A 24,582-nucleotide genomic window follows, 5' to 3' on the forward strand; every position below is an offset into this window, starting at 1 on the left:
CGCGCCAGGGCTGGTACGTCGATCCGGAGCGTTTGGGACCGGCACGCTAACCTGCCCGAACGTGGCCGAGACCGTCCCGAAAGATCGAGGGAACGTGCCTGCACCCGTTACTCTCACCGGCCGCCTGGTGCGGCTGGAACCGATTGCGCCGCACCATGTTCCGGGGCTCGCCGAGGCGAGCGCCGGGGATCGCGACGCCTTTGCCTTCACCCCGGTTCCGCGTGGGTTGGACGAGGCCGCCGAGTACGTCGCACATGCGGTGGCCGGACATGCCGCCGGTACCGCGCTGGCCTTCGCCATCGTCTCCGCAACCGACAACCGCGTGCTGGGCTCGACGCGATTCACCCGCTTCGACTACTGGCAGGGCCCGGTCGTCTGGCCCCTCGTGCACGGCCTGCCCAGCGGCGATCCGCTGCTGGCGGTGCCCGACGCCGCCGAGATCGGCAATACCTGGCTGTCCCCGCAGGCTCGCGGCTCGGGGGCCAACCTCGAGTCCAAGCTGCTGCTGCTCGCACACGCCTTCGAGGTCTGGCGAGTCCGACGGATCGCCATGCGCGCCGATATGCGAAACCTACGCTCGCGCATGGCTATCGAGCGCCTGGGCGCCACCAGCGACGGCGTCCGCCGGGCACACTCCCGGGGTCTGGACGGCGAGATTCGCAGCACGGCGTTCTACTCGATCCTGGACGAGGAGTGGCCCGCGGTGCGGGCGACCATCGAGGCTCAGCTCGTGACCAGCGGGCGGGCCGGTGGCCGGTTGCTGAACGCGTGATTTCGGCGGATCGGGCTCTTATACTTCGAGGAGTATCGGTCGGATGCCGGGGAGATCGGTCCGAGTCGGGTGACCCGGCGTTCGGCATACTTCGGACCTGTATGCGCTGATCGCGGGAGGGCCGGAGCTCCGGCCCTCGTCACTGGAGGAGGCCGCATGGCCGATCCGCTGCACACCAGAATCTGCCTGTCCTGCTCGACGCATGCCGGGCCGGTGGTGAGCCTGTTTCTGGTCCCCGAGCCCCGGGTTCGGGGCGCGAGCATGCTGCATCTACTCGAGCAGGCCCCGGTCACCGGGGCGCCGCGGCGCGACCCGGAATTGGTGACCGCCGTCGAGGCGCCGCGCCTGCCGGACGTGCGGGTCCACGCGGTCGCCTTCGCGGCCGCCGACCCGGATCGGCGCGGGGTGCGCGCGGTCTTCCACGACCACTACATCGCCGACGGCCCGCTGGGCCTGGACACCGGCGATCCGGCCGAGATGGCCCGGCTGGCGCTGCTGCCCGAGCGATCGATCGGGCCGCGACGCATCGACGACTTCCAGGAGTACTCGGTGCGCCGGGCGATGCTGGCCGTCTATCGGTATTTCGGTGTGGACCAACGCATTCCGCTGATGTATCACGGTTTCGCCGACCCCGGCGGCGGCTGGCTCGCGTTGCGCACGGCCGCGGCCTGAGCTCAGCGCGCGGTGACGAAGCCCCCGGCGACCAGCCAGTCCCGGGCGACCACGGCCGGTTCGCGGCCGTCCACGTCGACCTGCCGGTTGAGCTCGGTGATGGTCTCGTTGGTCAGCAGTCGCGAGATGGGCGCCATGATCGCGGCGACCTCCGGATGCGCGTCGGCGAACGACTTGCGCATGACCAGGGCCGCATTGTATTTCGGGAAGAAGCCCAGATCGTCGTCGAGCAGTTTCAGGCGCAGCGCCTGGATGCGGCCGTCGGTGGCGGCGACGGATCCGAAGCGGCAGGTGCCGTTGGCGACCGCGGTGTAGACGAGCGCGTCCTGCATGATCTGCTTCTGGGCGCGGCCCGCGTCGATGCCGTATTTGCGTGCCATACCCGGGAATCCGTCCTGCCGCACGCTGAATTCGGTGCCCAGGCAGGTGTTCGCGGCATTCGGATCGGTGTTCACCAGGCGTGCGTAGTCCGAGAGCGTGGTGATGCCGCTGTCGGCGGTGGTCACCAGGGCGTAGGTGTTGTTCATCGGTGCCATCTCCGCCCACAGCATGCCGTGGGCGGCCAGATCGGCGTCGCGGACGGCCTGAAACTGCTTGTCGGCGTCCGGGATCGGCTGCTCGTTGCCGAGATAGTTGATCCAGCCGGTTCCGGTGTAGTCGTAGGCCACGTCGACCTGGCCGTGCAGCTGGGCGTCGCGCAGGCTGTTGGAGCCGGTGATGTTCGTCAGGTCGCGCACCTGGGCGCCCGCCGCGGTGAGTGCGAATTCGATCAGGTAGCCGAGGATGTTCTGTTCGGTGAAATCCTTGGAGCCCACCGTGATTCGTACCTCCTCGAGCTGTGGCACGGGCCGGATGCTGCCGGGGCCGACCCGCAGGGGCACCGCGCCACCGGCCTCCAGTCCACATCCGGCGACCAGTCCGAGGAGCAACAGCAGCAGGGGCAGTCGTCTCATCGCAGCCCCCGTGGCCCGAGGAAGCGTTCGGCGAGTGCGCCGAGCCAGTCGACCAGCAGCGCCAGCGCCACCGCCAGCACCGCACCCACCCACAGTGTGATGTTGTCGCGCAGCTTGTATCCGGTATCGATGAGAATTCCCAGCCCGCCCGCGCTGACCAGGAACGACAGCGTCGCCGTGCCCACCGCCAGCACCAGCGAGGTGCGCAGCCCGGCGAGGATGTAGGGCACGGCGAGCGGAAATTCGATGCGGCGCAGCACAGTTGCCGCCGACATGCCCTGGCCGCGCCCGGCATCGACGAGCATCGGATCCACCTGCTGATAGCCGAGAATGGTGTTGCGCAGCACCGGCAGCAGCGCGTAGAAGGCGATCGGCGCCACGCCCACCCAGAAGCCGGTGGTTTCGGTCCACAGGTAGGTCAGTACGATCAGCCCGATCGCCGGAGCTGCCGCGCCGATATTGGCGATGCCCACGAAAACCGGTGCGAGCCTTCGATACCCGGGCCTGGTCAGCAGGGTGCCCAGTGGCACCGCGACCACCAGCACGATCGCGATGACGGTCAGGGTGATGAGCACGTGTTGGCGGGTGGCGGTGGCGATATTGCCCGCGCTGAGGCTGGCTTGCTGGGTCGCGGTGAGCTGCCGGTCGAAGGCCCAGGCGAGTACGCCCGCCGCGGCGGCGAGCGCGAGCACGGGCTGGATCAGCAGCCGGATCCGCTCCGCCCGCTTTTCGGCACGCGGCCCCACGGTGCTCATGGGTGCTGCTCCGAAGTCGTTGCGCGGCCGCTATGTTCGGCTCTCAGATCGGAGAGGTAGGCCACCAGGGAGTCGATGGTGATCAGGCCGAGGTACTCCCCGTGCGGGCCGGTCACCACGGCATTGGCATTGGATTCGGCGAGCAGGGTCTCCAGGGCCTGCTGCAGGCTCGCGCGCAACGGGACGGTGCCGGTGACCGGTAGGCCGATGTCGTGCAGCGAATGTGCTTGGGCGAGTTGGGGTTCGGAGATCCAGCGCGCGGGGCGGCGAGCGTCGTCGAGAATCAGGCCCCAGTCCCTATCGGCCAGTGCGGCGCGCATGGTTTCGGGTGGGTCGGAGGCCAGCGCCGTCGGGCAGTCGCCGAGTTCGATATCGGCCACCCGGGTGAGGGTGAGCTGTTTGAGGGCGGGGTCGGCGCCGACGAAACCGGCGACCGTATCGTCGGCCGGATCGGCCAGGATCGCCGCCGGGGTGTCGTACTGCAACACGCGGGATCGGTTGCCCAGCACCGCGATTCGGTCGCCGAGCTTGACTGCCTCGTTGAAGTCGTGGGTGACGAAGACGATGGTCTTGTGCAGTTCGGATTGCAGTCGCAGCAGTTCGTCCTGCAGCGCGCCGCGGGTGATCGGGTCGACCGCGCCGAACGGCTCGTCCATCAGCAGCACCGGCGGGTCCGCGGCCAGGGCGCGGGCCACGCCGACGCGCTGCTGCTGACCGCCGGACAGCTGCCGGGGATAGCGGTGGCGGAAGGTGTCCGGATCCAGCCCGACCAGCGCCAGCATCTCGTCCACCCGCGCGGCGATCCGCTGGCGATCCCAGCCGAGCAGCCCCGGCACCGTGGCGATATTGCGCGCGACCGTCAGATGCGGAAACAGCCCGGCCTGCTGGATCGAATAGCCGATCCCGCGGCGCAGCCGGTCCGGATTCATGCCGGTGATATCGCGCCCGGCGATGGTGATGGTGCCCGCGGTCGGCTCGATCAGCCGGTTGATCATGCGCATGGTGGTGGTCTTGCCGCAGCCCGACGGGCCGACGAACACCACGATCTCACCCGCCGGGATGGTCAGCGAGATGTTGTCGACGGCCGGATCCCGCTGTCCCGGATAGTGTTTGGATACCGAGTCCAGGACGATCTCGGCCGGTTCGGTCTCAGTCACGGGCTCCCCTCGGGGTGGTGAGGCGGCCGACGAGCAAGAGCGCGCCGTCGAGCAGCAGGGCCAGCACGATGATCAGCGCGGTCCCGGTCAGCGCCTGCGGGACCGCGGTCGGACTGCCCAGGCGAGACAGCCCCGAGAAGATCAGATTGCCCAGACCGGGGCCCTTGGCGTAGGCGGCCATGGCGAGGATCCCCATGATCATCTGGGTGCTGATTCGCATGCCCGCCAGGATCGACGGCCAGGCCAGCGGCAGTTCGATGCCGGTGAGTACGCGCAGCCGGTTCATGCCCACCCCGCGCGCGGCATCGGCCACGGCCGGATCGACGCTGGACAGCCCGACGATCGTATTGCGCAGGATCGGCAGCAGCGCGTACAGCACCAGCGCGGTGACGGTGGGCCGCACCCCCAGTCCCATGATCGGAATGAGGATGCCGAGCAGCGCGAACGACGGCACGGTGAGAACGATGCTGGCCGCGGCCGTCGACAGCGCCGAACCCCAGGGACTGCGCCGCACGGCCACTCCGACGAGCACGGAGACCACGGTCGCGATCACGACCGCCTGGACCACGGCCGAGACGTGCAGATACGAGTCGGTGAGCAGTTGATTGCGATGGTCGACGACAAAGGTCCACAGCGTATCCACGTGCCGACCTCCCACTCCTCGGCTTTCGCGCGGGCCTGAGTGTATCGGCGCGGCGGTCGTTTCCGGAGTATTTCCGCCTCTTCTCCGGCGGGGCCGAGCACAATCGGCGAGACGGACGGGTCGGCATCGGAATTCAGCACTACGAATCGGCGTTGTTGCGGGTATCGTCGATCCCGGTCGTCTGTGCAACGTATCCGCCCCTGCGGGTGGATATCTCGACTGGCGGGGGAAGGTGCCCACGTGCGCCGAGCCCTACGATATACCCGGCGGCGCCCGGCAGCGCCGCCGTCGCGGTCCCCGTCCTGCTGCCCCCTCATCGGCAGGACGGGGACCTGCATCGCCATCGCCGCGCTCGGAGCCGAACCGACGAGAGGACGCGCGGAGACCAGTCGACACAGCGAGGTTTTCCGAACTCATGCCACAGTCGAGCGAGCACGATCCGCCCCCGTGGATCGAATACGGTGAATTCGGCGAGCGTTTCGTCCGATATGCGGTGACTCCGGAGCGTATCGAGGCCGCGGTGTCCGGGATGGCCGGACGGGGAATGACCATCGGGCCGTTCTCCATCGGGCCCGCCGGGCTGGCCGGACTGGTCGCCGAGGGCAGCGTGGGCAAGCCGGTCATCGCGCGCAGCGGCCCGCACGTCACCTTCGAGGTGCGGGTGCCGGTGACCATGCACGTCACGGTGACCCTGGGCGGGCAGCGGCTGCGGCTGGAGGCGGTGGTCGAGATCGATCTCACCCTGCACGCCCGCACCGCCGATCCGCTGCTGATCGTCATCGATATTCCGCGGATTCGGTCGCGGGACGTCAGTTTCGTCATGCGCGCCCAGGCCGTCGGCGCGGCCTTCGAACTGCTGCTGGATCCGATCGCGGCGCTGGTGCAGCGCGAGGTCGCCAACCGGCTCAACGGCATGATCGCCGACCCCGCCGCCCGGCGCGCTCGGGTCTTCGATGTCGAGGCCATCATGAACGGCGTCCGCTCGCAGCATCTTTCGCGGGTCGAGTTCGAGTGGATCGACTATGCCGAGTTCGGCCGCAGGTTCTTCCCGCGGATCGTCACCGCCGACCGGGTGCGCGAGGTGGTGGCGGGGCTGGCCGGGCGCGACATCGAGGTCGGGCCGATTCACGCCGGTCCGCGGGAGGCGGCGACGGTGGCGGTCGAGGGCACGGTGCGGATGCCGCGGCTGACCGAGCGCGCGGGGGTGGATCCGGTGTCGTTCGATCTGGTGGTGCCGGTCGGCTTGGACATCACCGTGGATGTGCTCAAGGCCAATCGCTATCGGGCGGAGGTGTCGATTCCGCTGGTGCTGCTCGCCCGCGCGGCCGATCCGCTGCTCATCGTCATCGATGTGCCGCCGCCGGAGGCCGAGGATGTGGTGGTCGAGCTGGAGGCGCAGGGGTGGCGGGCCAGGGCGCTGGGGGCGGTGGGCCAGATTCGCAAGCAGATCGCCGTGCAGGTGGTCCGGGTCGTTCGGGCCGAGCTGGCCGATGCGTCCGGGCGGACCATCGATGTGGCCGCGCGGCTGGACAAGATCGGCTGACAGCCCGTGTGACTTGTGGTGTTGATGTGTCCTGTGTGCCTGGCGGTTCGGGTGTGCATGTGGTGAAATGAGTCGACGTTCGAGGCTCCCGGCGCGCGGATGGCATCGGCGATGTCGTCGGGGAAGGCGCGCCGGGCACTTTCCTGCCGTGGTCACCGCGTGAAGGAGGTCGTCGATGCGCTCGGTTCCGATATCCCGGCGGACCCTGTTCGGCTACACCGCCGGGGCCGCGTTGGCCGCGGGTGTGTCGGCGCTGGCTCCGACCGCCACCGGACAGCGCGACCAGCTCGGCACGCTGCTCGATTACGCGGGTGGGGTGCCCGCGGCGCAGGCCATTCGCGATGCGGGCCACGTGGGAGTCATCCGCTACGTCTCGGATCGACGGCCCGGGGCGGAATGGATGGCGGGTAAACCGTTGCGGGCGGGCGAGGTCGAGGCCCTGCGCGCGGTCGGGCTGAGCATCGTGTCCTGCTATCAGTTCGGCAAGGGGCCGACGGCCGATTGGCGCGGCGGATTGGAGGCCGGTAAGCGGCACGCCGAGCGTGCGCTCCAGTTGCACACCGAGGCGGGCGGTCCCGACAACGTGCCGATCTACGCCTCCATCGACGACAATCCCTCCGCCGCCGACTTCGGCGCGATGATCGCGCCGTATCTACTGGGCTGGCAGCAGGTGTTGGGCAACGAGCGGGTGGGTGTCTATGCCAATTCGCCCACCATCGACTGGGCGCATGCCGCCGGTCTGGGTTCCTGGTTCTGGCAGCACAATTGGGGTACGCCGCAGGGCCATGTGCACTCCGCCGCCCACCTGCATCAATTCGAGATCGACCAGCGCACGGTCGACGGGATCGGCGTCGATGTCAACGCGATCCTCGCCGAGCGGTACGGCCAGTGGTGAACTAGGTCTGGCAGTGGAAGGTCGGATCCAGGGTCAGATCCGGCTCCTCCGGAACCACCCGCAGCACCGGCCGGACCTCCGGGGCCGCCCGATCGCCCATCCAGGAGAACAGCGACCAGCGCGACAGGCCGGAGAACGCCGAGCCGAGGCTGAAGAACGACCCCACCGACCCGACCGACAGCACCGACCCCACGCTGCCGATCGACAGAATCGAATACGCCGACCCGATCGACAGAATCGATCCCTCCGAGCGAATCGAGAGGATCGACCGATGCGAGCGGGTCGACAACACCGATTTGTAGGAGCGGCGCGACAGCACCGACCGGCGGGAATGCCGCCCCGAGCCGGAATCCGTTTGCGAGCGGCCCGAATCCGAACGTGCTGACCGTACGATCCGATCGACAGTCGCCATAGTTAGCGGTCTACCACAGCCGAGGGCGAGCCAAGCTGGATCGGGACGAAAAGCCCGGAGTGTCGCGTAGGGGTCCTCGACGTCCGCTCCGCCTCCATCGAGGAAATCGAGAAGGCCAAGCCCCGCCGTGTTGGTGGGAAAGGCCGTGCGGGGTGGTTTGGGTAGGCGGCTAGCGGGTGGGGGTGGGGGCGACGGTGAAGAAGCCGAGGGTGGGGAGGAAGGAGCACGTGATGGGGGGCTGGTCGGGCTTGGGCTGGGTGGTGAGGGAGCCGGAGACCACCGCGACGACGCGGCCGGGACCGGTGTTGGCGATGGCGGTGAGGGTGGCGGGGCCGTCGGGGTTGATGTGGGCCTCGTCGGTCAGGGGAAGGACGCCGCCCTGCTGGGTGTCGATGTTCAGCCACTGCACGGTCATCGGCGGATTCTGCTGAGGGGTGAGGCCCTTGGTGCCCAGGGCGGTGAAGACGAAGCCCGCCTGGTTGGCGCCGGGGCCCGGGGGCGGCAGTTCGGCGGGGCCGGGGACGGCCAGCGCGGTGCCCACCGAATCGGCGCCCGCGCCGATGCAGCCCTTGCCGATGCTGGGGTAGAGGAACTGGGCGATGGCCGGGCCGTTCTTCGGAATGTCCGGTCCGCCACCATTGCTGCCGCTGAGAAAGGCGATGATGGCCTGCAGCGTCTTCTTGATCTGCGGCGGCAGGCCAGCCGAATCGAGCAGGGCCTGAGCCTGATCGAGGATGGTCTGCTGGCCGGGGGAGGCGATGTTGCCGGCTTGCGCGGCGGCGCCGACAATGGCCGGGGCCAGCGCGGCCAACGCGTCGACGGGTACACCTTCGGGCACCAGCGGAACGGTCGCGGATTCCTGCGGCTTCGGGGCCGGAGCGGCGACTGCGGTCGTCGACGCGGCGAGCGCGGTGCCGGCCGTCAGGGCCAGCACGGACAATGCGAACCGCGTTCCTCTGCTGCGAAGCACTGGTGTAGCCGTCCTTACCTCTGGGTACATCGACGTCGGCGAGTGCGAACCGCAATCGCTGCGCGTCACTCTAGGGATCGAGCCCTGTGTTGTACAGCCGTGGTGTGATCTTGCCTGCACTTATTGGTCGAGTAATCAAGTCGGTCGGCGTGTGATCAGAAGATAGCCCTCCTTTCTGTTACAGGAGTGGTTAGAGATACAAGTGTTACAAATGTGTCGAAAGCCGCTCGGACTCCGCGGGGCGGGGACCGTCGCCCGTATACCGGTCGGCCCGCGCCGCTAGTCTTGTCCCGGCCCGGCACCCGACCCGAAAGCTTGCGCGCCGTGACTCGAAATCTGCGATCGGTCCTCGGCGGACGTCGCACAGCCGTTGCCGCACTGGGCCTGTCGGTGCTGATCCGGCTGTTGTGGATGACGGTCGCACCGAACGGGATGAACCTGGTCGATCTGCACGTCTACGTCGGCGGCGCGGCCGATCTGGGCACCGGGCACCTCTACGACTTCACCTATTCGGAGAAGACGCCCGACTTTCCGCTGCCGTTCACCTACCCGCCGTTCGCGGCGGTGATGTTCTATCCGCTGCACTATCTGCCGTTCACGATCGTGGCGATCGGCTGGCTGCTGATGATCGTGGCCGCGCTGTACGCGGTGGTGCGGATCAGCCTCGCGCTGCTACTGGGCGAGGCCGCCCGCGAACCCCGCTGGCGGACCGCGGCGATCGGCTGGACCGCGGTCGGGCTGTGGCTCGAGCCGGTCCGCACGACCATCGACTACGGCCAGGTCAATGTCTTCTTGGTGCTTGCCGGGATGCTCGCCGCCTATTCCGCGCGCTGGTGGCTGTCGGGCCTGCTGGTCGGCGTCGCGGCCGGGGTGAAGCTGACTCCGGCCGTCACCGGTCTGTATCTGGCCGCGCGACGGCGCTGGGCCGCGGCGATCTGGTCGGCGGTGGTGTTCGCGGGCACCATCGGGCTGAGCTTCGCGATCTCACCGGGGGAGACGCGCACGTATTTCGGCCCGCTGCTCGGCGATGCCAATCGAATCGGGCCGGTGGGCTCGGTGTGGAATCAATCGCTGCGCGGCGCGCTCAGCCGCCTACTCGGCCACGACGCCGGGGCGCCCTGGTATTTGGCCGGACATCGGATTCCGGCCGGGCCGTGGTGGCTGGGCGCGGTCGTGGTGATCGCGGTGCTGGCCGTGCTGGCCTGGCGCGCACTGGCATTCGACGACCGGCTGGGGACGCTGCTGGTGGTGCAACTGTTCGGGCTGATGGTCTCGCCCATCTCCTGGTCGCACCACTTCGTCTGGCTGCTGCCGCTGATCCTGTGGCTGCTGTACGGGCCGCTGCGGGAGATCGCGGGTGCGCGGGTGCTCGCGGCGTACTGGTTGCTGAACACGCTGGTCGGCGTGCCCTGGATCCTGTCGTTCTTCCAGCCCACGATCTGGGAGATCTCACGCCCGGGAATTCTGTCGTGGCTCGGCGCGGTGGACGTGATCGGCGTGCTGGCGCTGTTCGGCTGGATCATTCGCGCCGGGGCCCGGCGCACCCGCTCCGGGCCCGGCGGCGCGGACGTCAACTCAGCTGAGCCAGGCGGTCGATCTCGTGTGCCAGATCCACATCCCGCCGGGTGAGACCGTTGGCATCGTGGGTCGAGAGGGTGAAAACGATCCGCCGCCAGCGGATATCGATATCGGGGTGGTGATTGGCCGCCTCGGCCGCCTCGGCCACCTTGCGGACCAGCTCGATTCCGGCCAGGAAGGAGGGGGCCTCGACGGTCCGCGCGATCGAGTTGCCCGTATGGGTCCACTCGGGCAGATCCTTCAGGGCGGCGGCCAATTCGTCGTCGGTGAGCAATGGGGTACTCATACCCCGGTTCTACCCCACGAACTATGCCGCGCGGGCTTGCTTCAGCGCCTTCTTCAGGTCCTTGCCGCACACCCCTGCGGCCTCGGCCTTCTTCATCCGCATGATGACGACAGGGCACTTCACGCAGCGTGTCGACTTGCGACAGCACTTCTTCTTCGGCTTGAGGCTCGAGACCTTCTTCGCCTTCACCTTGCCCATGGTAGGTAAGCATACCCTAAGAGGAATGCCCGAAATTGGTGGCCACCCGGATTTCGGTACTGTGTAGCTGGCCGCATGCCCGGTGCGAAGTTTCCGCACCTGTCTTGCTCGTCCCCTCTACGGCGAGGGTCGGCCGAACCACTTCATTCAGCAGGAGGAATCAAACGTGTCGTCTGTCGAGTTCCGTAACGTGGCGATCGTTGCGCACGTCGACCACGGCAAGACGACGCTGGTCGATGCCATGCTCAGGCAGTCCGGTGCGTTCGCCGAGCGGGCCGAGCCCGTCGACCGGGTGATGGATTCGGGCGATCTCGAGCGCGAGAAGGGCATCACCATCCTCGCCAAGAACACCGCCGTGCACCGGCACAACCCCGACGGCAGCGTCACCGTGATCAATGTCATCGACACCCCCGGCCACGCCGACTTCGGCGGTGAGGTCGAGCGCGGGCTGTCCATGGTCGACGGCGTCGTGCTGCTGGTGGACGCCTCCGAGGGCCCGCTGCCGCAGACCCGCTTCGTGCTGCGCAAGGCGCTGGCCGCCTCGCTACCGGTGATCCTGGTGGTCAACAAGACCGACCGGCCCGACGCCCGGATCGAGGAGGTCGTCGAGGAGAGCCACGACCTGCTGCTGGATCTGGCCTCCGATCTCGACGACGAGGCCGCCGAGGCCGCCGAGCTCGCCCTGGACCTGCCGGTGCTCTACGCCTCGGGCCGCGCGGGCAAGGCCTCGACCGAGCGCCCGGAGAACGGGCAGGTGCCCGACGCGGAGAACCTGGACGCGCTGTTCGAGGTCCTCCTGAAGTACGTGCCCGCGCCCAAGGGCGATGCCACCGCCCCGCTGCAGGCGCACGTCACCAACCTCGACGCCTCGCCCTTCCTGGGTCGCCTCGCGCTGGTGCGCATCCACAACGGCACCCTGCGCAAGGGACAGAACGTGGCCTGGATGAGTGCCGAGGGCACCAAGACGGTGAAGATCACCGAGCTGCTGAAGACCGTTGGCGTGGAACGCAATCCGGCCGAGGAGGCCGTGGCGGGCGATATCGTCGCCGTCGCGGGCATTCCGGAGATCATGATCGGCGACACCCTGGCCGATCCGGAGAATCCGGTCGCGCTGCCGCGCATCACCGTCGACGAGCCCGCCATCTCGGTCACCGTCGGCATCAACACCTCGCCGCTGGCGGGCCGCAACGGCGGCACCAAGCTGACCGCCCGCATGGTGAAGGCGCGCCTGGATCAGGAGCTGATCGGCAACGTGTCGATCCGCGTACTGCCCACCGAACGCCCCGACACCTGGGAGGTGCAGGGCCGCGGCGAACTGGCGCTGGCCATCCTGGTCGAGACCATGCGCCGGGAGGGCTTCGAGCTCACCGTCGGCAAGCCGCAGGTGGTCACCCGCACCGTGGACGGCAAGATCCACGAGCCCTACGAGGAGCTCACCATCGACGTGCCCGAGGAGCACCTCGGCGGCATCACCCAGCTGCTGGCCGCCCGCAAGGGCAAGATGGTGCAGATGACCAACCACGGATCCGGTTGGGTCCGGATGGAATTCATCGTGCCCTCGCGCGGCCTGATCGGCTTCCGCACCGACTTCCTGACCGAGACCCGCGGCACCGGCATCGCCAACGCCGTCTCGCACGGCTACGCGCCCTGGGCCGGGGAGATCCGCGCCCGGCACACCGGCTCGCTGGTGTCCGACCGCGCGGGCAGCGTCACCGCCTATGCCATGCTGCAGCTGGCCGACCGCGGCACCTTCTTCGTGGAGCCGGGCGCGGACACCTACGAGGGCATGGTCGTGGGCATCAATCCGCGCGCGGAGGACCTCGACATCAACGTCACCCGCGAGAAGAAGCTGACCAATATGCGCAGCGCCACCGGCGACGTGCTCGAGACCCTGGCCCGGCCGCTGGTGCTGGATCTGGAAGGGGCACTGGAGTTCTGCGCCGGTGACGAATGCGTCGAGGTCGGCCCGAACGTGGTGCGCGTCCGCAAGGTGATTCTGAGCGCCAACGAGCGCGCCCGCGAGCTGTCGCGCCGCAAGGCCCGCGACCGCGCCGCCCAGAACGCGTAGCGTTCGGCGTGTTGCGCGCGGCCGAATTGACTCGCAAACTTGCCGACTGATTTGGTGAGCACATGGGTAACTCGTCGGGCACGCCCAAAACCCGGCCACGCACTCGACGCTGGACCTGTGACCGAGCCGAGGGGCACGTGACTGGTACGGCCAGAAACGCGGAGAGGCGGGCAGGGCGCGTAGTGGGTGTATTGGCGACACTGGTGACGGTGCTCGCCGGTTGTACCGCGAATCCGCCGCCGCCGATCGAGAGCACCGACAGCCCGAAGACGACGCCGACCAAGCCCACCCGGAGCACCGTGGTGGTGGCGGTCGACGACATCGGGATCGGGTTCAATCCGCATCTGCGGTCCAACCAGTCGCCCGCGACGAATGCCGTTGCCTCGATGGTGTTTCCGAGCCCGTTCAAACCGGCGCCCTCGCCGACCACGCCGGGTGTCACCGACTGGCTGCCCGACACGGCCCTGATGGTCTCGGCCGATGTGACCGCGCAGGAGCCGTTCACGATCACCTACCGGATCAAGGACCAGGCCTCGTGGTCCGACGGCGCGCCGATCGCGGCGGAGGACTTCCACTACCTGTGGCAGCAGATGATCACCCAGCCGGGTGTGGTGGATCCGGCGGGCTATCGGCTGATCTCCGACGTCGCCTCCTCCGATGGCGGCAAGACGGTGACCGTCACCATGAACGCGCCCTATCCGGCGTGGCGGGAGCTGTTCACCGATCTGCTGCCCTCGCATCTGCTCAAGGATCAGCCCGGTGGTTTCCAGCGGGCGCTGGCCGTCGAGCGGGGGCTGATCAATCAGAACCCCATCTCCGGCGGGCAGTTCCGGGTCACTCAGGCCGATTCCGGGCGCGAGGAAATCCTGCTCGATCGCAACGACCGCTACTGGGGTACGCCCGCGATCCCGGACCAGATCCTGTTGCGGCGCGGCGGAACCGCCGCCCAGCTCGCCGAATCGCTGCGCTCGGGCGACGCCCAGGTCGCGCTCGTGCACGGCGGCGCGGCGGTGCAGGCGCAGCTGGCCGCGATTCCGGCGCTGCGCACCGCGGTGCAGGCACAGGCCCGCGAGATGCAGCTGGCCCTCAATGCCCGCGTCGGTGAGCTGGCCGATCCGCGGGTGCGCCGCGCCGTGCTGGCGCTGCTGGATCCGGCCCTGCTCGCCACGGTCGGCGCGCAGACCGGGGCCTGGGTGGAACCCGTACGCGCCCAGATACTTTCGCCATCCGATCCGGGTTACGCCCCGACCGCGCCGCCGCGGCCGTCGGTGGACGAAGCGTTCGCACTGCTCGCCGAGGCCGGATTCGGCCGCGCGCCCGAGCCGACGCCGCAGGGCGGCTCGCCCACCTCGCCCGCCCCGCAGCCGCGACCGGTCGCCAAGAACGGTAAGACGCTGACGGTTCGAATCGGCGCGGTCGACAAGGACCCCACCACCCTCGCGGTCGCCAGCACGGCCGCCGATCAATTGCGCAGCGCCGGAATCGATGCCACCGTGCGCAGCCTGCCCGCCGACGAGCTCTACGGCAAGGATCTGCTGGACGGCACGGTCGATGCGATCGTCGGTTGGGAGCGCGCCGGTCAGGATCCGGCGACCCTGCTCGCCTCCCGCTACGGCTGTCCGCCCCCGCCGCCCACCCCGTCCGAGGACAGGGCCACCGCGGCCGCGCTCGACGCGATGCGCAAGGCGCCCAGCAATATCTCCGGGGTATGCGATCCGACGCTGCAGCCGCAGCTGGACACCGGGCTGCGCGGACTCGATGTGCCCCGGGTGCTCGGCGACGCCGAACCCAAGCTGTGGGAGTTGGCGACCGTGCTGCCGATCGTGCAGGACAGCGGGGTCGCCGCGGCCAGTTCGCGGATGGACGGGGTGTCGCTGACCGGCTCCACCCAGGTCGGCATGTTCGCCGGTGCGGCCACCTGGCGGCGGCTGTCGTGAGTGCCGCGCCCACCGGCGGTCTGGTCCTGGTGCACGCCCATCCCGACGACGAGACCATCACCACCGGCGGCACCATCGCCCACTATCGCCGTCGTGGCGTGCCGGTGACCGTGGTGACCTGCACCCTCGGTGAGGAGGGCGAGGTCATCGGGGAGCGGTGGGCACGGCTGGTGCGTGCGCAGGCCGATCAGCTCGGCGGCTTCCGGATCGGTGAATTGGCCAGGGCGCTGGGCGAATTGGGCGCGGGTCCGCCCACCTTCCTGGGCGGGGCCGGGCGCTGGCGAGACTCCGGGATGTCCGGCACGACCGCCGATCCGAAGCCGATGCAACCGCCGCATCCGCGCGCGTTCGTGAACTCGGGTCCGGCCGCGGTCGAGGCGCTGGTCGACATCCTGCTCGAGCTGCGCCCCCGGGTGGTGATCGGCTACGATCCGCGCGGCGGTTACGGCCATCCCGATCATGTTCGCGCCCACCGCGTCACGATGGACGCCGTCGACGCCGCCGCCGAAAAGGGCTGGGCCACACCGAAGGTCTACTGGACGGTCACCGACGCGACGGTTCTGCGCCTGCACACCGAGGCCCTGGCCCGCCGCACCGTGGACCGGCTGCCGGGGGCGCTCCCGTCCGGCTGGCGCCTGCCCGCCGAGGGCGAATTGCCCTGTGTCCCCAGCGAATCGGTGACCACGGCCATCGATGTCTCCGACGTGTTGGCCGCCAAGCGCGCCGCGCTGCGCGCCCATGCCACCCAGGTGAGCGTCGCCCCCTCCGGCCGCGAATTCGCCCTGTCCAACAATGTCGCGCAGCCCGTGCTCCCGGAGGAGCACTATCTGCTGGTGCGCGGGCGGCTGGGGCCGGTCGGTGCGGACGGGCGGGAGCACGACCTGTTCGCGGGGTTGCCCTCGCCGGGCCGGTAGCGGTCCGCTTGAACGGTCAAATCGCCCAAACGGGTCATTGTGCTCAAGGTGTGCACAGTTAACTAATCCCCGCTCGAGCAACCTGCTCACTGTGCTGTGCTCGAGTTGCGCAGTCCGCTCCGAGCTGATGTCGTATGTCACGTCATGCGTCGGGGGCGCATTCACAGAAACCGTGTCGAATCACCTGAATCCGAGGCAGCATGCTAGTGGTAGTCGATCCCTTCTCCAGCGGCGGCGTCCTGGCGCGCCGCGCCAAGGAGCTGTACGGCATCGACTCGGTGGCCGTCATCACCACGACCGCCCTGCCCGCGAATTCGACGGCGCGCTACGCACCTGCCGACTATGTGGGCGAGGTCCGGCACACCGATATCGTCGAGACCGTGCTGGCGGTCGAGCGCCTCTGCGGCGGTCGGCCCGATCACATCGTCTGCGGCTCCGAGCCGGGCGTCGAGGTGTTCGATGCGCTTGCGGCGCACTGGATTCTGCGTCCCAACTTCGGTCCCTCGACGGTGCGCAGGGATATGTTCCCGATGCATCGGCGGCTGCGCGAGGCGGGTCTGCGCTACCTCCCGCAGTACCGGTCCGCGCATCCGGAGTCCGTCGTGGCGTGGTGTGCCGACAGCGGTTCGACGGAGTTCGTCGTGCAGCCGGTCGAGTCGTGCGCGCCCGGTCGCGTCCATATCTGTTCCGGCGTGCGCGAGGTTCGCGCCGCCTGTGTCGAATTGCTCGAACGCCCGGACCATTCCGGCGCGGCCAGCGCGGAAGTGCTGGTGCGGGAGCGGATCGCCGGGCCGGAATTCGTGGTGGACACCGTTTCCCTGGACGGATCGCACTTCGTCGTCGCCCTGTTCCGCTACGCGGAGGAGATCGTCGACGGCACCCCGATCCCGCGCACGCTGTCCTCGGCCGAGATCGATGAGCAGCCCGGCATCGTCGAATACGTCGAGCGGGTGCTCGACGCGCTGGGTATCGAGAACGGCCCCGCCCACAGCTCGGTCGTCCTCACCGAGCAGGGGCCGACCCTCATCCGGACCGCCGCCCGGATGCACGGCGGCCTGGGCCCGCGGCTGGTGGCGGAATCGTCGACGCATTCGCTGATCGACCTCGCCCTGGCGGCGCGCATCTCCGCCGCCGATTTCCTGCGCAAGACCGATGTCCGGCCGCGGTTGCGCCGAAAGATCGTCGAATGCTTCCTGGCCGTCTCGGCCGATGGCACGGTGGCGGCGAATCGCGTGCACGAACGGTGCCGCGAACTCGACAGCTACCTGTTCGACACCTGCGCCCAGCTCCCCGGCGATCGGGTCGCGCGCACGGCCGATCCGCACACCTCCTATGGCAGCGTGATCCTCGCCAACTCCGATCAGTGGGTGCTGCTGCGGGATGTCGAGCGGGTGCTCGAATGGGACCGGCGCGGTGCGCTGCTGGAGCTCGCGCCGGCGACGTAATGCCGATTGTGTTGTCCCGCAAAACCACCCGGTTTCTTGGGCTTGCCCGGGGCCGCTGGCCCGGATAGACATGAGATTGTCCAGACCAAGGGCTTCGACCATCGGTGGAGCAGCTTCCCGTTGGGATGCCACCGGTGTCTCTACGGGGGTGTTCGGATGGTCTGTCAGTTGGATACGCGTCAGCTCGAGGCTTTTCTGGTACTGACCGAGGAACTGCACTTCGGTCGAACCGCCATGCGATTGCACCTGACGCCCGCGCGAATCAGCCAGCTGGTGGGGAAATTGGAGCGGCAGATCGGCGAGCCGCTGTTCGTTCGCAACAGCCGCCGGGTGGAGCTGCTCGCCTCGGGCGAGGCGCTGCTGGCCGAGGTCGGCCCCCCGTATCGGCAACTGCAGCAAGCAGTTTCGAATGCGACACAGCGTGCGCGCGGGCGGGAGCGGACATTACGGGTGGCATATATGCTGGCGGCTGGAATGGGCCGGGTGCACACCTATGTCGCGGCATTCGAGCGTGCCAACCCCGGGGTGTGCGTGGCCACCCTGCCGTTCGACGAGCTGGCCCGCTTCGCCGAACCGGTGCGCGAGGGGGATGCCGATGTGTTGCTGCTGTGGATGCCCGGCCCGCCGACGCTCTACGACGGGCTCGAGCCCGATCTGCGGCTGGGCCCGATACTGGCCACGAGCCCGAGGGTGATGGCGGTCGGGCCCGACCATCCGTGGGCGCGGCAATCGTCGGTGGATATCGAGGAACTGCCCGGATACGACCTGGTCCTGCCCGCGCCGCGGCTGCCGAACTGGTTCATGGACAACTGGATTCCGCCCGTCACCCCCGCCGGGCGCCCGATACGGCGGCGCGCCATCGTGGCCGAATCGGGTATGGATCAGGTCGTCGACCGCATCATCCGCAGCCGGGTCGCCCTGGCGACCACGGCCTCGATCGCCGACACCGTGCTGGCGCCGGGCATCAACCTGGTTCCGCTGCGCGGCCTGCAATCGGCCCATCTCACGGCGCTGTGGCTGCGCGGTACGCATTCGGCGCTGATCGAGCGATTTCTCGATGCGGCCGGGCGGGTTTCGCACACCTCATAGCTGCTGGGTCAGCAGGTGCAGCGCCAGCCCACCGAATATCGCCGCCGACAGTCGCTCGAGCCACAGCCGAAATCCCGGTCGCCGCAACAACATCGCGGAGAACGTCCCCGCGGTGACTCCGATGGCGCCGTCCATGAACAGGCCGATGACGATCAACAGCGCGCCGAGTGTGAGTATCTGCGCGGGCACCGGCCAGCCGTCCGAGGTGAGGAACTGGGGGACGAAGGCGAGGTAGAAGAGCACGACCTTGGGGTTCGACAGGTTGGTCAATATCGCCGAAAAGTATGTTCTGCGTAGCCCGTTGCGCATTTCGCTCGGGTCCGGCCCGAGCGCCGCATGCCGCTTCGCCGCACGCAGGGTGCTCACCGCGAGGTACAGCAGGAATACCGCACCGGCGATCTTGACGATCTCCAGCGCGGCGGGCACGGCATGTAGCAGGGCCGTCAATCCCATGGCCGCCACGACCGTGTGCACGAGGGTGCCGGTGGCCATGCCCGCGGCCGCGACCAGGCCGCCACGGCGGCCGCCACTGATGCCGTGGGCGATCATGAACATCATCCCCGGCCCCGGCACGAGGTTCAGGACGACGCACACTCCCGCGAAGGCGACAATCAACTCCGACCTCATCCGGAAATCACAACATCCCCGCCCGTGACGGATAACCCCCTAATTACTGTGGCACCGATACTGCTCTCGATTGGAAGTTAAGCAAGCGTAAACATAGATTAAGTGGATCGTCGTTGTTCGGCTGCGGCAAGGATGCCACGATATTCATATCCGGGACGATGTACCTACCTTCGTACGGGGGAATGTCTATGGACTCATCACCGACCGATCACATCCAACGATTGCCATTGATATCCGATGCCACGCTGCGGGATTCCGCGCATATGGCGGGCGTGGAGTTCACGCCGGAGGACGCCACGACGATATCGCGTCTGCTCCGGGACATCGGGGTGAACCTCATCGAGGTCGGGATCGTCTCCGGTCCCGATTCCCGCGACACCCCGCTCATCGCGGCGGTGCACGAGGCGGTGGGGCCCGAACGCAGCTCCAGCCTGGTCATGGTCAGGGACCGCAAACAGGTGGTCGCGGCGCTGGAGGAGGCCCGGCGGCTGGGGTGTCGCTCGATCCTGCTTTCGGTCCCGACCTCCGTCGAGCATGCCCGACTCAAATTGGCCTCGCCGAGTTCGAACTATCTGAAGTCGCTGGCGCGGACCGCGATCGGGGAGGCGAAGGAGCGCGGCTTCCACGTCACCTTCAGTGGAGAGGACGGCGCCCGCACCGAACTGGACCGATTGATATCGTATGTCGAATCGGGATTCGCGGCGGGCGCCGACAGATTTCGGCTCGCCGAGACGGTCGCGACACTTCGGCCGTGGGATTGCGGGGATATCGTTCGACACCTGTCCGCCATCGCCGGCGCCGAAATAGAGATGCACTCCCACAATATGCTCGGGATGGCGGTGGCGAATTCGCTGGCCGCCTTCGAGGCGGGCGCGGCGTGGATTTCGACGACCGTCGGCGGAATCGGGGAACGCGGCGGGAACTGTCCGCTGGCGGAATTGCTGTGCTCGCTGCGGGCGGCGTACGGCGACCAGCGCTACGACCTGTCGATGCTGACGCATCTGACGGAGGAGGCCGTCCGCCGCGGTGGGTTCGGCTCGTCGTTCATGCCCGGACCCACGACCCGGCATGCCTACGCCTACGAATTGCTGGGACAGCTGCGCCATCCCGATGCCTATGAGACCACCCCCGCCGAGACGGTGGGGAATCGACGATCGCTGCGGGTGCGGTCGAGACTGTCGCCCGCGCTGGTCGAATTCGCGCTGGCCGGAACGGATCTCGACGTCGACTCGACGCGGTTCTGCGACTGGCTCGTCGAATACCAGCGCGAACACGGCAATCCGGTGCTCGATCAGCAGCGGATTCGTCAACTCGCCCGATCGGCCTATCTGCCGGTCCAATTCGTTTCGGAGGGAAAATGACCGAGCTTAAGGGCGTCTGCCCCGAGTGCGAAACACCCATCGTCATCCCTGAGCTGCCGGTGGGCGATACGTTCACCTGCCCGGAATGCGTTCTGACCCTGCGGATCAACGCCATCACCGAGGGTCGGCTCGACCTGGAGATGGTCGAGACGCAGCTGCGCGACTGGGGCCAGTGATGAGCGGTGTCGTCGCGATCGTCGCCGACCGGATCGGCTGGGAGGAACGCGAGCTGATGCGGCGGCTCGCCGACGGCGACATCCGCGCGCAGTGGCGCAACGACGAGTCGATGACGCTCGGCGTGCCGCCGGACGAGACGCTGCGCGAGATCGAGCTGGCGCTCATCAGAAGTCGCAGCTATACCCGGGGCGGGCTCCTGGCGGGGGTGCTCGAGGCATCCGGGGTGCGCACGGTGAACACCGCCGACGCGGTGCACATGTGTGAGAACAAACTGACGCTGCGCCGGGTCCTGTACCGGGTCGGCGTCCCGGTGCCGGAGTTCCGACTCGTGCTGTCGCGCAAAGACTTCCGCACCGCCCTGGAACAGCTGCCGCTGCCGCTGGTAATCAAGCCGGTATTCGGTGGCATGGGGCGCCGGGTATTCCTGGTGCACGAGCGGCGCACCGCGCAGTCCTTCTACGACTACATCGAGGATCTCGGACATTCCTTCGAACAGGCCTCCCTGGTCGAGCGCTATCTGGGGCAGCGGTCGATCAGATGCTTCGTCGTCGGCCGCGAAATCGTCGCGGCCGCGGAGTTCGAGAGCACGGGCTCCGACGAGTGGCGCAGCAATGCCGCAGTCGGCTCCCGGCAGCGATATGTCGGGCACGGGGGCGATATCGAGAACATCGTGGACAAGGTCGTCGGCGTGCTCGGGCCGGGCATCTACGGCGTCGACCTCTTCGAGGGGCCGGACGGACCGGTGGTGAACGAGGTGAATCACGCTCCGGCGTTTCGCGCGATGGCGGCGGCCACCGGGATCGATATCGCGGCCGCGGTCGGCGATCATCTGCGGGGGTTGCTGACATGACCAGGGTCGGCGTGATCGGCGCATCGGGTATGGCGGGCGGCGAGCTGATCCGGATCATCGATCAGCACCCGCACCTCGACGCCGTCTTCCTCGGCGGGTCGCGCAATGTCGGCGAGACCGTGGTGGCGCTGCATCCGAATCTGCGCTCGCGAAACGGCCTGGTGGTCGAGCGGGTGGAGCCGGGGGAGGTGCGTCGGCGCTGCGATGTCGTCGTCTTCGCCACCCCACCGGCGGTGTCGGCGCGGCTGATACCCGAAATCGCCGACGACACAACGGTGGTCATCGATATGAGCGGGGCCTTCCGCATCCGTTCCGAGGAGGTCCACCGGCAGTGGTACCCGGCGGTGCGGCGGGATCAGGGATGGGCCGAGCGGTTCAGTTACGGTGTGCCCGAACTGATCTCGAACGAGCTCGCGACCGCGAACCTCATCTCGCTGCCCGGCTGCTATGCGACCGCGGTCACCCTGGCCCTGGCCCCGCTCGTCTTCGAACTGGGGCTGCGGCGGAGCACGGTGGTCATCGACGGCAAGAGTGGTTCCAGCGGTGGTGGTCAGCGGCTTCGGCGCGGCAATCTGCATTCCTATCGCAGCGGCGCGATCACCCCGTATGCGCCGGGGGGCCATCGGCATGCCGCGGAGGTGGAGGGGTTTCTGGCGCGGCGGGCGCCCGACGCGGAGCTGACCGTGATGATGTCCGCCTACGGGGTGGGGCACGTCCGCGGGCTGCTCGCGAGCTGTTATGTGCTGAGCGACAAGCAGTTCGACGCGCGCACCCTGGCCCGAACCTATCTGCGCTACTACCGCGGTCAGCATTTCGTGCGCGTGCGCGACCACCGGGAAACGATGGTGCCCATGCCCGACCCGCATTTCGTCGTCGGCTCCAATTTCTGCGATCTCACCGTCATGCCCGACGCCGCGGGCGGCCGGGTCGTGGCCCTGGCGGCCCTGGACAACCTGATCAAGGGCGCCGCGGGCCAGGCGGTGCAGGCCATGAATCACCGCCTCGGTCACCGCGCCGAGGAAGGTCTCGAGATGCAGCCGGTGGCCCCCGTATGAGCCGGGTGAACACGGTGATCAAGCTGGGCGGCAGCTGCGTCGACGAGCTGGACGACCGGTGGTGGGACGATCTGGCCGAAAACGCCAGGCGCACGGCCGTTCTCCTGGTTCACGGCTGGTCGCGGCCGCTGCGGTCGCTCGATCCGGCCCACGGCGAACCGGGTGCGTTCCTGCGTGACCGGTACGGCAATCGGAGCCGGTACACCACGCCCGCGGTGATCCGGGACATTCGAGCCGTCAGCGGACAGATCCGCGCCGGAATCGCGCGGAACCTGTCCGCCCGGGGCATTGGGGTCGATCAGATCGTCGGCAGCGACGGGTTGCTGAATACCGCTGCGGGCGAACGCCTCTGGTGGCGCGACGGACAACTGGTCGAGATCGACAACCTCGTCGGTCCGATCCGCGAGGTGAACGTCGAGCGGCTCGCGCACCGGGCGGCCGACTGCGTGATCGTCACGCCGCTCGCCTCGGATCCGGCGGGCCGCACCGTCAACACCGATGCCGACCGTGCCGCGGCGGCGCTCGCGGGGGCCACCGGCGCGACGGATCTCGTACTGGTGACCGATGTTTCCCATTTCCTCGTCGACGGGAAACCGATGACGACCCTGACGCCGCGGCTCGCCGCGCGCCACCGCGACGGCACCGCCACGGGCGGCATGCGCAAGAAATTGCGGGCCGCCACCGAGGCGATCGACCACGGGGTGGCCACGGTCGTGCTGGGCAGCGGAACCATCACCGACCTGCTGAGCGGTCGTTCGGGCACCAGAATCACCGACCATCGAACGCAAGGGACCTCGGTATGAGCCTGTCACGCAGCATTGTCAAACCCGCATCGCACGCCGCGCCCGCCGGGAACTATTCGACCGCGATCCGCACGCCGCTCTCGGGCGAGGCCGCGCTGCTGTCGATCAGCGGCCAGGTCGCGAAGGGCCGCGACGGAATGCCGACCGCACTCGGTGACGCCGGGAAGCAGACCGAGGTGATCTTCGATCTCGTGTCCGAAATCCTCGACGCGGCGGGCGGCACCATCGATGATCTGGTCGGCATCGTCATCCACATCGTGGACCGGGCCGACTTCCAGGCCGTGAAACGGGTGCGCGACAGCAGGGTCGGCGATCCGCCGCCGACCAGCTCCATCGTCCAGGTGAGCGGCCTGGCCAGCCCGGAGTTCCTGGTTGAGGTCACCGCGACCGCCGTGCTCTCGACGACCGGCGGGGAGGAGGTCCGTTGATCGCGCCCCGAGTCCTGATCATCGATAACGGCAGCCTGTCCATCGCCGCGCTGCGGCGGCGATTCGAATCCCTCGGCCTCGGCACCGAGGTGGTCCCGTGCGCCGAGGCGCCCGCGCGGATCGGCGAGTATCAGGCCCTGGTGCTGAGCGGGACCAAGATCCCGGCCGACGTCGGCGACTACTCGCGAATCGTCGACCTGTTCACCGACTCGCACACGCCAACCCTCGGAGTGTGCGGCGGTATGCACATCATCGCGCTGGCCTACGGCGCGAGACTCACGCGCGGGAAACAGCGGATCGGCAACCACAAGGTGGAACTGGATCCGCGCGATTCCGTGCTCGGCGGCGCACCCTCGACGGTCTCGCTGTTTCAGCGGCATACGCGGTATGTCGGCGAGGTGCCCGCGGGTTTCCGGAAGATCGGGTGGGCCCCGGACTGTCCCGTCGAGGTGATTCGCTCGGACGACGGCAGAATCGTCGGCTCCCAGGCCCATCTCGAATTCCGCCCCGACGGCTTCGCCCTCATTGCCAGGTTTGCCCGCTTCGCCGGATTGCTGCCCGCGGAAGGGAGCCGATCGTGAACCACATACCGGAACGGGTCGCCGCATGGTTCGCCGCACCCAACTTCGCCCATATCGCCTCCATCGAGCCCGACGGGACGCCGCAGCTGTCGGTGGTCTGGGTCGAATCGGACGGGGACACCGTGATCTTCTCGACCACGAAGCAGCGCCGAAAATACGCCAACCTCCGCCGCTGTCCCCGGGCCACCATTCTCGTGTCGAAACCGGGGGATCCCTATGGGTACTGCGAGATCCGCGGCACCGTCACGATGCGCGACGATCCCGCCGGCGAGCTGATTCAGCGGCTGTCGCGTGCGTACACCGGCAATCCGTTCACCCTGGATACCGCCCAGACGCGGCGGGTCGTCGTGACGGTGACGCCGCGGCGGGTGATCGTGCGGGGCTGAGCGGCGGACCGTCCGGCCTAGACTGAC

General features: G+C 68.5%; 27 protein-coding genes. 18 read left to right on the forward strand and 9 right to left on the reverse strand.

Going from position 1 to position 24,582, the window contains the following annotated elements; genetic code table 11:
- Window positions 1–94: 94 nt before the first annotated feature.
- Both NDR87_RS17255 and NDR87_RS17260 read left to right on the forward strand, forming a co-directional pair.
- Entirely contained in the window at window positions 95–772 is a 678-nt protein-coding gene (locus NDR87_RS17255) for a GNAT family N-acetyltransferase (protein WP_251914151.1), read from the forward strand.
- A 156-nt stretch (window positions 773–928) separates the two neighbouring features.
- Window positions 929–1,444 (forward strand): hypothetical protein, encoded by a 516-nt coding sequence (locus NDR87_RS17260; RefSeq protein ID WP_251914150.1) that lies wholly within the window; start codon window positions 929–931, stop codon window positions 1,442–1,444.
- 2 nt (window positions 1,445–1,446) lie between these two features.
- Here NDR87_RS17260 and NDR87_RS17265 read toward each other — a convergent pair whose 3' ends face one another.
- Genes NDR87_RS17265 through NDR87_RS17280 form a run of 4 tightly spaced genes read right to left on the reverse strand, consistent with a single transcriptional unit; the run spans window position 1,447 to window position 4,952 of the window.
- Window positions 1,447–2,397 carry a glycine betaine ABC transporter substrate-binding protein gene (locus NDR87_RS17265; protein ID WP_251914149.1) on the reverse strand — a complete coding sequence of 317 codons (951 nt, stop codon included), beginning with the start codon at window positions 2,395–2,397 and terminating at the stop codon, window positions 1,447–1,449.
- The gene (locus NDR87_RS17270) at window positions 2,394–3,152 is read right to left on the reverse strand and encodes an ABC transporter permease (protein WP_251914148.1); all 759 of its coding nucleotides are present in this window, start codon (window positions 3,150–3,152) and stop codon (window positions 2,394–2,396) included. The genes NDR87_RS17265 and NDR87_RS17270 overlap by 4 nt, the downstream gene beginning before the upstream one ends.
- Window positions 3,149–4,309, reverse strand: a complete 1,161-nt coding sequence (locus tag NDR87_RS17275) for a betaine/proline/choline family ABC transporter ATP-binding protein (RefSeq protein ID WP_251914147.1) — start codon at window positions 4,307–4,309, stop codon at window positions 3,149–3,151. The genes NDR87_RS17270 and NDR87_RS17275 overlap by 4 nt, the downstream gene beginning before the upstream one ends.
- Entirely contained in the window at window positions 4,302–4,952 is a 651-nt protein-coding gene (locus tag NDR87_RS17280; RefSeq protein ID WP_251914146.1) for an ABC transporter permease, read from the reverse strand. The genes NDR87_RS17275 and NDR87_RS17280 overlap by 8 nt, the downstream gene beginning before the upstream one ends.
- 415 nt (window positions 4,953–5,367) lie before the next feature.
- On the opposite strand from NDR87_RS17280, the gene NDR87_RS17285 reads away from it, so the two are divergent.
- Window positions 5,368–6,495, forward strand: a complete 1,128-nt coding sequence (locus tag NDR87_RS17285; protein WP_251914145.1) for a hypothetical protein — start codon at window positions 5,368–5,370, stop codon at window positions 6,493–6,495.
- Between the two features lie 175 nt (window positions 6,496–6,670).
- The gene (locus NDR87_RS17290; protein WP_251914144.1) at window positions 6,671–7,390 is read left to right on the forward strand and encodes a DUF1906 domain-containing protein; all 720 of its coding nucleotides are present in this window, start codon (window positions 6,671–6,673) and stop codon (window positions 7,388–7,390) included.
- 1 nt (window position 7,391) lies between these two features.
- On the opposite strand, the gene NDR87_RS17295 is transcribed toward NDR87_RS17290, so the two are convergent.
- Together NDR87_RS17295 and NDR87_RS17300 are read right to left on the reverse strand one after the other, a co-directional pair.
- Window positions 7,392–7,709, reverse strand: a complete 318-nt coding sequence (locus tag NDR87_RS17295) for a hypothetical protein (RefSeq protein WP_251914249.1) — start codon at window positions 7,707–7,709, stop codon at window positions 7,392–7,394.
- Between the two features lie 262 nt (window positions 7,710–7,971).
- The gene (locus tag NDR87_RS17300; RefSeq protein ID WP_251914143.1) at window positions 7,972–8,772 is read right to left on the reverse strand and encodes a hypothetical protein; all 801 of its coding nucleotides are present in this window, start codon (window positions 8,770–8,772) and stop codon (window positions 7,972–7,974) included.
- Window positions 8,773–9,087: 315 nt separating this feature from the next.
- Here NDR87_RS17300 and NDR87_RS17305 point away from each other — a divergent pair, with 315 nt between their 5' ends.
- Window positions 9,088–10,401 (forward strand): mannosyltransferase, encoded by a 1,314-nt coding sequence (locus NDR87_RS17305; RefSeq protein ID WP_372494214.1) that lies wholly within the window; start codon window positions 9,088–9,090, stop codon window positions 10,399–10,401.
- On the opposite strand, the gene NDR87_RS17310 is transcribed toward NDR87_RS17305, so the two are convergent.
- Window positions 10,343–10,636, reverse strand: a complete 294-nt coding sequence (locus NDR87_RS17310) for a 4a-hydroxytetrahydrobiopterin dehydratase (protein ID WP_251914141.1) — start codon at window positions 10,634–10,636, stop codon at window positions 10,343–10,345. The genes NDR87_RS17305 and NDR87_RS17310 overlap by 59 nt on opposite strands.
- Before the next feature lie 21 nt (window positions 10,637–10,657).
- Complete coding sequence (locus NDR87_RS17315) at window positions 10,658–10,834, reverse strand: hypothetical protein (protein WP_251914140.1); 177 nt, start codon at window positions 10,832–10,834, stop codon at window positions 10,658–10,660.
- Window positions 10,835–11,000: 166 nt separating this feature from the next.
- Here NDR87_RS17315 and typA point away from each other — a divergent pair, with 166 nt between their 5' ends.
- From typA to NDR87_RS17340, 5 genes are all read left to right on the forward strand, one after another.
- A complete protein-coding gene (gene typA, locus NDR87_RS17320) occupies window positions 11,001–12,902 on the forward strand; it encodes a translational GTPase TypA (RefSeq protein ID WP_251914139.1) in 1,902 nt (633 codons plus the stop codon).
- A 182-nt stretch (window positions 12,903–13,084) separates the two neighbouring features.
- The gene (locus NDR87_RS17325) at window positions 13,085–14,839 is read left to right on the forward strand and encodes an ABC transporter family substrate-binding protein (RefSeq protein WP_251941175.1); all 1,755 of its coding nucleotides are present in this window, start codon (window positions 13,085–13,087) and stop codon (window positions 14,837–14,839) included.
- A complete protein-coding gene (gene mshB / locus NDR87_RS17330) occupies window positions 14,836–15,753 on the forward strand; it encodes an N-acetyl-1-D-myo-inositol-2-amino-2-deoxy-alpha-D-glucopyranoside deacetylase (protein ID WP_251914137.1) in 918 nt (305 codons plus the stop codon). Before NDR87_RS17325 ends, mshB begins: the two co-directional genes overlap by 4 nt.
- 200 nt (window positions 15,754–15,953) lie before the next feature.
- A complete protein-coding gene (locus tag NDR87_RS17335; protein WP_251914136.1) occupies window positions 15,954–17,198 on the forward strand; it encodes an ATP-grasp domain-containing protein in 1,245 nt (414 codons plus the stop codon).
- A gap of 168 nt (window positions 17,199–17,366) precedes the next feature.
- Window positions 17,367–18,287 carry a LysR family transcriptional regulator gene (locus NDR87_RS17340; protein WP_251914135.1) on the forward strand — a complete coding sequence of 307 codons (921 nt, stop codon included), beginning with the start codon at window positions 17,367–17,369 and terminating at the stop codon, window positions 18,285–18,287.
- Here the strand turns inward: NDR87_RS17340 and NDR87_RS17345 are convergent.
- Window positions 18,282–18,914: a LysE family translocator gene (locus tag NDR87_RS17345; protein WP_251914134.1), complete on the reverse strand. Its 633-nt coding sequence runs from the start codon at window positions 18,912–18,914 to the stop codon at window positions 18,282–18,284. The two genes, NDR87_RS17340 and NDR87_RS17345, sit on opposite strands and share 6 nt — an antisense overlap.
- A 188-nt stretch (window positions 18,915–19,102) precedes the next feature.
- On the opposite strand from NDR87_RS17345, the gene NDR87_RS17350 reads away from it, so the two are divergent.
- The 8 genes from NDR87_RS17350 to NDR87_RS17385 are packed head-to-tail and all read left to right on the forward strand — an operon-like array spanning window position 19,103 to window position 24,555.
- Window positions 19,103–20,275: a hypothetical protein gene (locus tag NDR87_RS17350; protein WP_251914133.1), complete on the forward strand. Its 1,173-nt coding sequence runs from the start codon at window positions 19,103–19,105 to the stop codon at window positions 20,273–20,275.
- Window positions 20,272–20,451 carry a hypothetical protein gene (locus NDR87_RS17355; protein WP_251914132.1) on the forward strand — a complete coding sequence of 60 codons (180 nt, stop codon included), beginning with the start codon at window positions 20,272–20,274 and terminating at the stop codon, window positions 20,449–20,451. Before NDR87_RS17350 ends, NDR87_RS17355 begins: the two co-directional genes overlap by 4 nt.
- Window positions 20,451–21,302, forward strand: coding sequence for a RimK family alpha-L-glutamate ligase (locus tag NDR87_RS17360; RefSeq protein WP_251914131.1), 852 nt, complete (start codon window positions 20,451–20,453; stop codon window positions 21,300–21,302). Before NDR87_RS17355 ends, NDR87_RS17360 begins: the two co-directional genes overlap by 1 nt.
- A complete protein-coding gene (argC, locus tag NDR87_RS17365) occupies window positions 21,299–22,357 on the forward strand; it encodes an N-acetyl-gamma-glutamyl-phosphate reductase (RefSeq protein WP_251914130.1) in 1,059 nt (352 codons plus the stop codon). The genes NDR87_RS17360 and argC overlap by 4 nt, the downstream gene beginning before the upstream one ends.
- Window positions 22,354–23,160, forward strand: a complete 807-nt coding sequence (locus tag NDR87_RS17370; RefSeq protein WP_251914129.1) for a hypothetical protein — start codon at window positions 22,354–22,356, stop codon at window positions 23,158–23,160. The genes argC and NDR87_RS17370 overlap by 4 nt, the downstream gene beginning before the upstream one ends.
- On the forward strand, window positions 23,157–23,588 hold the full coding sequence (locus NDR87_RS17375; protein ID WP_251914128.1) for a RidA family protein: 432 nt from the start codon (window positions 23,157–23,159) through the stop codon (window positions 23,586–23,588). Before NDR87_RS17370 ends, NDR87_RS17375 begins: the two co-directional genes overlap by 4 nt.
- Complete coding sequence (locus tag NDR87_RS17380) at window positions 23,585–24,169, forward strand: type 1 glutamine amidotransferase (protein WP_251914127.1); 585 nt, start codon at window positions 23,585–23,587, stop codon at window positions 24,167–24,169. The genes NDR87_RS17375 and NDR87_RS17380 overlap by 4 nt, the downstream gene beginning before the upstream one ends.
- A complete protein-coding gene (locus NDR87_RS17385; RefSeq protein ID WP_251914126.1) occupies window positions 24,166–24,555 on the forward strand; it encodes a PPOX class F420-dependent oxidoreductase in 390 nt (129 codons plus the stop codon). Before NDR87_RS17380 ends, NDR87_RS17385 begins: the two co-directional genes overlap by 4 nt.
- The last annotated feature ends 27 nt before the right edge of the window (window positions 24,556–24,582 follow it).

The organism is Nocardia sp. CDC159, from assembly GCF_023740735.1.
GTDB lineage: Bacteria > Actinomycetota > Actinomycetes > Mycobacteriales > Mycobacteriaceae > Nocardia > Nocardia pulmonis.

Coding starts and splice junctions, on each gene's coding strand:
- NDR87_RS17265 (WP_251914149.1), bottom strand. CDS start 2,397: ATGAGACGACTGCCCCTGCTGCTGTTGCTCCTCGGACTGGTCGCCGGA.
- NDR87_RS17355 (WP_251914132.1), top strand. CDS start 20,272: ATGACCGAGCTTAAGGGCGTCTGCCCCGAGTGCGAAACACCCATCGTC.
- argC (WP_251914130.1), top strand. CDS start 21,299: ATGACCAGGGTCGGCGTGATCGGCGCATCGGGTATGGCGGGCGGCGAG.
- NDR87_RS17345 (WP_251914134.1), bottom strand. CDS start 18,914: ATGAGGTCGGAGTTGATTGTCGCCTTCGCGGGAGTGTGCGTCGTCCTG.
- NDR87_RS17360 (WP_251914131.1), top strand. CDS start 20,451: ATGAGCGGTGTCGTCGCGATCGTCGCCGACCGGATCGGCTGGGAGGAA.
- NDR87_RS17350 (WP_251914133.1), top strand. CDS start 19,103: ATGGACTCATCACCGACCGATCACATCCAACGATTGCCATTGATATCC.
- NDR87_RS17285 (WP_251914145.1), top strand. CDS start 5,368: ATGCCACAGTCGAGCGAGCACGATCCGCCCCCGTGGATCGAATACGGT.
- NDR87_RS17270 (WP_251914148.1), bottom strand. CDS start 3,152: ATGAGCACCGTGGGGCCGCGTGCCGAAAAGCGGGCGGAGCGGATCCGG.
- NDR87_RS17315 (WP_251914140.1), bottom strand. CDS start 10,834: ATGGGCAAGGTGAAGGCGAAGAAGGTCTCGAGCCTCAAGCCGAAGAAG.
- NDR87_RS17290 (WP_251914144.1), top strand. CDS start 6,671: ATGCGCTCGGTTCCGATATCCCGGCGGACCCTGTTCGGCTACACCGCC.
- NDR87_RS17260 (WP_251914150.1), top strand. CDS start 929: ATGGCCGATCCGCTGCACACCAGAATCTGCCTGTCCTGCTCGACGCAT.
- NDR87_RS17370 (WP_251914129.1), top strand. CDS start 22,354: ATGAGCCGGGTGAACACGGTGATCAAGCTGGGCGGCAGCTGCGTCGAC.
- NDR87_RS17375 (WP_251914128.1), top strand. CDS start 23,157: ATGAGCCTGTCACGCAGCATTGTCAAACCCGCATCGCACGCCGCGCCC.
- NDR87_RS17310 (WP_251914141.1), bottom strand. CDS start 10,636: ATGAGTACCCCATTGCTCACCGACGACGAATTGGCCGCCGCCCTGAAG.
- NDR87_RS17335 (WP_251914136.1), top strand. CDS start 15,954: ATGCTAGTGGTAGTCGATCCCTTCTCCAGCGGCGGCGTCCTGGCGCGC.